The organism is Mesorhizobium sp. M7A.F.Ca.CA.004.04.2.1 (assembly GCF_004022825.1).
Lineage (GTDB): Bacteria > Pseudomonadota > Alphaproteobacteria > Rhizobiales > Rhizobiaceae > Mesorhizobium.
Genome location: NZ_RZPH01000560.1, coordinates 1 through 3,957 on the forward strand (window position 1 = coordinate 1; position 3,957 = coordinate 3,957).

Here is a 3,957-nt window from a genome sequence, read left to right on the forward strand (position 1 = left end):
ACGCTGAACGGCTTTGCCGATGCGCTGAGCGAGGTCGGAGCCAGCGAAATTCCGTTCAACACCGTTTCCATCGATCACACGATCGAGCAGATCAGGACCAGGACCGCGCAGGTGATGCGCCGCGAGAACAGGCCGGACGGCTTCGTCAGCAGCGCTGCCGCCGCGACACTGGCGATCGTCGCCGGCATCGAGGATGCCGGCCTCAAGCTTGGCCGCGACGTCGATGTCGTGTCCAAGCAGTCGTCGGACCTGTTGCATCTGTTCCGGCCGGAATTGCTCGTCGTCAACGAGAACTTCCGCCTGGCCGGCTCCGATCTCGCCCGCTCCGTGCTCGGCTGGATCGGCGGCGCCGCACCCGGCTCGTTGCAGCGCCTGGTCGCCACCAGCGAGGTTCGGGCGTTCAGCCCGCCGGTTTCCGTTTAGGCCCTTGGGCTAGCCAGCCGCACCGCTTCCCCACGGCCCATGGAACGCGCCCTTGTCGTCGATGCGCTCGAAGCCGTGCGCGCCGAAGAAGTCGCGCTGCGCCTGGATCAGGTTCGAGGTGCCGCGGCCCTGGCGGTAGCTGTCGAAATAGGCAAGTGCGGAAGACAGCGCCGGCACCGGCGAACCGGCCTCCGAAGCCCTCGCCACGATGCGGCGCAGCGACGGATGCGCCTCCTGCATCAGCGCGATGAAGGCCGGGGCCATCAGGAGGTTGGTCGAGGCGCCGCCCTTGCTGAAGGCTTCCGCCATGGTGTCGAGCATCTGCGAGCGGATGATGCAGCCGGCGCGCCAGATCCTGGCGATGGTCGGCATCGGCAGGTTCCAGTTGAATTCCTTGGAGGCGCCGCTCATCACCGCAAAACCTTGGGCGTAGGCGGCGATCTTGCCGGCGAACAGCGCCAACTCCAGATCTTCCAGCAGGGCATCTTTGTCACCGGAAATCTTCGTCACGCCGACGTTGCCGTAGGCCTTTTCCGCCGCCAGCCGCTCGTCCTTGATCGATGACAGAACGCGTGCCGCCACCGCCGCCTCGATCGCCGTCGCCGGAATGCCGAGTTGCTGCGCCTCGATGACCGACCATTTGCCGGTGCCCTTCTGGCCGGCGCGGTCGAGGATGATGTCGACCACCGGCTTGCCGGTCTTCGGATCGTCTGATGCCAGCACCTTGGCGGTGATCTCGATCAGGTAGGAGTTGAGCCGGCCCTTGTTCCAGTTGGCAAACACCGCGCCGATCTCTTTCGGGCCCATGCCCAGGCCGTCGCGCAAGATGCCGTAAATTTCGGCGATCATCTGCATGTCGGCATATTCGATGCCGTTGTGGATGGTCTTGACGAAATGCCCGGCACCGTCGGTGCCGAGCCATGCCGCGCAGGGTTCGTCCTTGAACTTGGCGGAGATCGCCGTCAGCACCTTCTCGACGCGCTTCCATGAGTCCTCTGTGCCGCCGACCATGATCGACGGCCCGTGGCGCGCGCCCTCCTCGCCACCGGACACGCCCATGCCGATGAAGGTGAGGTCCGAGCCGGAAAGCTCGGAGAAGCGCCGCATCGTGTCGCGGAAATTGGCGTTGCCGGCATCGATGACGATGTCATTGGCCGACAGCACGCCGCGCAGCGCAGCGATCTGTTCGTCGACCGGCTTGCCGGCCAGCACCATGATGATGATCGGGCGCGGCGGCCGGATGGCGGCGGCAAGCTCTTCCAGGCTGTAGCAGGGCACGACCATGTCCCTGAGCGCGCCGGCGTTCTCGATGAAAGCGTCGGTGCGCGCCCTGGTGCGGTTGAAGACAGCGATGCGGTGCCCGTGCTCGGCGATGTTGAGCGCCAGGTTGGAGCCCATCGTGCCAAGGCCGATCAGGCCGATTTCGGCATTTTCCATCGTTTCTTCCCTGCTTCGGATCTTGTTGGTTCGAGCCCGCGATTTGCGCGGATGCCCATTCATCACGGGATGCCATTCTTCACGGGATGATTGACGGGCCTTTCGGGCCGCGTCAACCGCCTCGCCGAATTGTGTTGCGCGGATCGAACGTGAAGACCAGAGCCCGAGAAGATTGGCAATCGGCGCGGCCGCCGGGAAGTTCAGGTGCCGGCGTCGAGGGAGAAGCGGGTTCAGAAATTGTAGTTGGCATAGCCATGGTAGACCAAATCCACCATTGCGTCCCCTCCGGCAAAGAGCAGATTCACGTTCCAAGGAGGGTTCCAAGGCGGGAAGGGAACCACGAACTCGGTTTCCTGGCCATGGCAAACTCCCACGACGCGCCAGTCGTCGCGGATGAAGCCGAACAGAGGTCCTCCCGACCACCCGTGGCCGGCGAAGTTTGTCGTTTCAAGCTCGCGCGCATGCTTGTCTCCGTCGACATCTCTTATGAAGGCAGCCAGCTCGACAGCCGGGTATCCGGCGGCGAAATCAGGATAGCCAGCGCTCATGTAAAGATGGTCGAAATACTCATCGTGGTCGTCGAAGGCCTGCGTACCCAGCCAGCCGCAGACGTTGCCAATCGGATCAATCGTCCTGCAGATTGCATAGTCGCTGGCATCCGCTTTGAACGCCATATCCCAGAAGCCGTCATGCCTGACGCCATACCAGTCGCTGACCCATGTGGAGCCGAAGCGAGGGGAGTGACCCGGGTACATAGCCGGCGTGAATTCGATTTGACAGTTGCCGCTGTAGTCCCACGGCATGACATGGCTGGCTGTCATCAACAGGTTCGGCCCAACCATGAAGGCGGTGCCTCCTGGAAGCTCCTTGCCTTCGGAGAAGGTGCGGATGTGGCCTATCGCCGACCAGGGAAACGCCACCAGATCCATGCCGATAGCCGTAAGCCCCGACCGCTTGACGGCAATATCGCCGTCCGGTCCAGCAAAGAACGGTCGCAACCGTGGGACCGTTCGCACAGCGAGATGGCGAGGAACATAGGCCTTGAGCAGATCCTCGTTTCGCCTGCCCGTGCGCGTCGGCTTGCCCTCAGGCCGCGCGACGGCCTTCGCAACAGGCAGGTTGAGCCTCGATTCCAATCGCGGCACATAGCCCTTCGGCGCAGAGACCCGCTCAGCCACCTTGCGGGCGTCCGGAAATCGGCCCAGGCTGAGATGATTGATGATGTCGACAGGCATCGGCTCCGTCGGATCACGATCAAGTTTTTCGATGAGAGCGCCAAGGTCGTTGTGCGCAGCCAGCGCCCTGAAGTTTGGTTGTCGCCTATTGCGCCCGGCATTCTCGTTCCCCGCAGTGGAGAGGCGTTGCTCCTTCTTCATGCGATTTGTCCTCGCTTGCCCTTGCCAATGCGCCTCGATAGGGCGAGACGACCGCGATTGGCATCGAAACCGAAGTGATGGCCGCCAAAGTCGAACGAAAGCGACCATTTTGACAGTCGTCATTTGCCGACTGGGTCGCTCCTTTTTGCGGGTGCTATTTCGTGAGGACCATAAGGCCGACGCTACGGCCTGATATCGACGGGCGCCTCGATCTTCACCATCTCGAAGTCCGAGACCAGTATGTCGATGCGCACCGTCCACCGGCCCGGCACCGGGATGACGAGGTTGTCGACGCGCCAGCTGCCGTCACCGGGCTTGCTCGCAGCGCGCTTCAGCGGCTCGATGCCGGAATCGGGTTTTGACAGCACAAGCGTCACCTCCTTGGCGTCGAGCGGGCCGAAATCGCCGCTCATGATGACCATCGAGGCAACGACCGGGCCGGCATGGCCGGGAGTGATGCTGAGATCGGCCATCGCTTGCAGCGCGTGGATATGGACCGACACCGGTTGCGCTGCCGCAATCGCCAGGGCTCGTGGCGGCGGCGTGAAGCGCCAGCCCGCGGCAACGCCGAAAATCGCCAACACGATCAACGTCTCGACGCCGATCGAGCGGACCAGCCTGCGTTGAACTTCCGTCGATCCCGCCTCGGCCGATGCGGTGAGTTTCCAGCGATTGACGGCAGCAAGCGTGAACAGAAAGACCAGCAGCCCCAGCTTGATAA

At 63.2% G+C, this 3,957-nt stretch carries 4 protein-coding genes; 1 reads left to right on the forward strand and 3 read right to left on the reverse strand.

The window, feature by feature from the left end; translation table 11 throughout:
- Window positions 1-423, forward strand: a 423-nt coding sequence (locus EN893_RS22545; RefSeq protein WP_164901022.1) for a substrate-binding domain-containing protein, incomplete at its 5' end; no start/stop codon positions are given.
- 9 nt (window positions 424-432) lie between these two features.
- Here the strand turns inward: EN893_RS22545 and gndA are convergent.
- The 3 genes from gndA to EN893_RS22560 all read right to left on the reverse strand — a co-directional run.
- The gene (gndA, locus tag EN893_RS22550) at window positions 433-1,860 is read right to left on the reverse strand and encodes an NADP-dependent phosphogluconate dehydrogenase (RefSeq protein WP_127272128.1); all 1,428 of its coding nucleotides are present in this window, start codon (window positions 1,858-1,860) and stop codon (window positions 433-435) included.
- Between the two features lie 230 nt (window positions 1,861-2,090).
- The gene (locus EN893_RS22555; RefSeq protein ID WP_127270723.1) at window positions 2,091-2,789 is read right to left on the reverse strand and encodes a hypothetical protein; all 699 of its coding nucleotides are present in this window, start codon (window positions 2,787-2,789) and stop codon (window positions 2,091-2,093) included.
- A 629-nt stretch (window positions 2,790-3,418) separates the two neighbouring features.
- The coding region (locus tag EN893_RS22560) for a CopD family protein (RefSeq protein WP_206640156.1) at window positions 3,419-3,957 on the reverse strand (539 nt) is incomplete at its 5' end.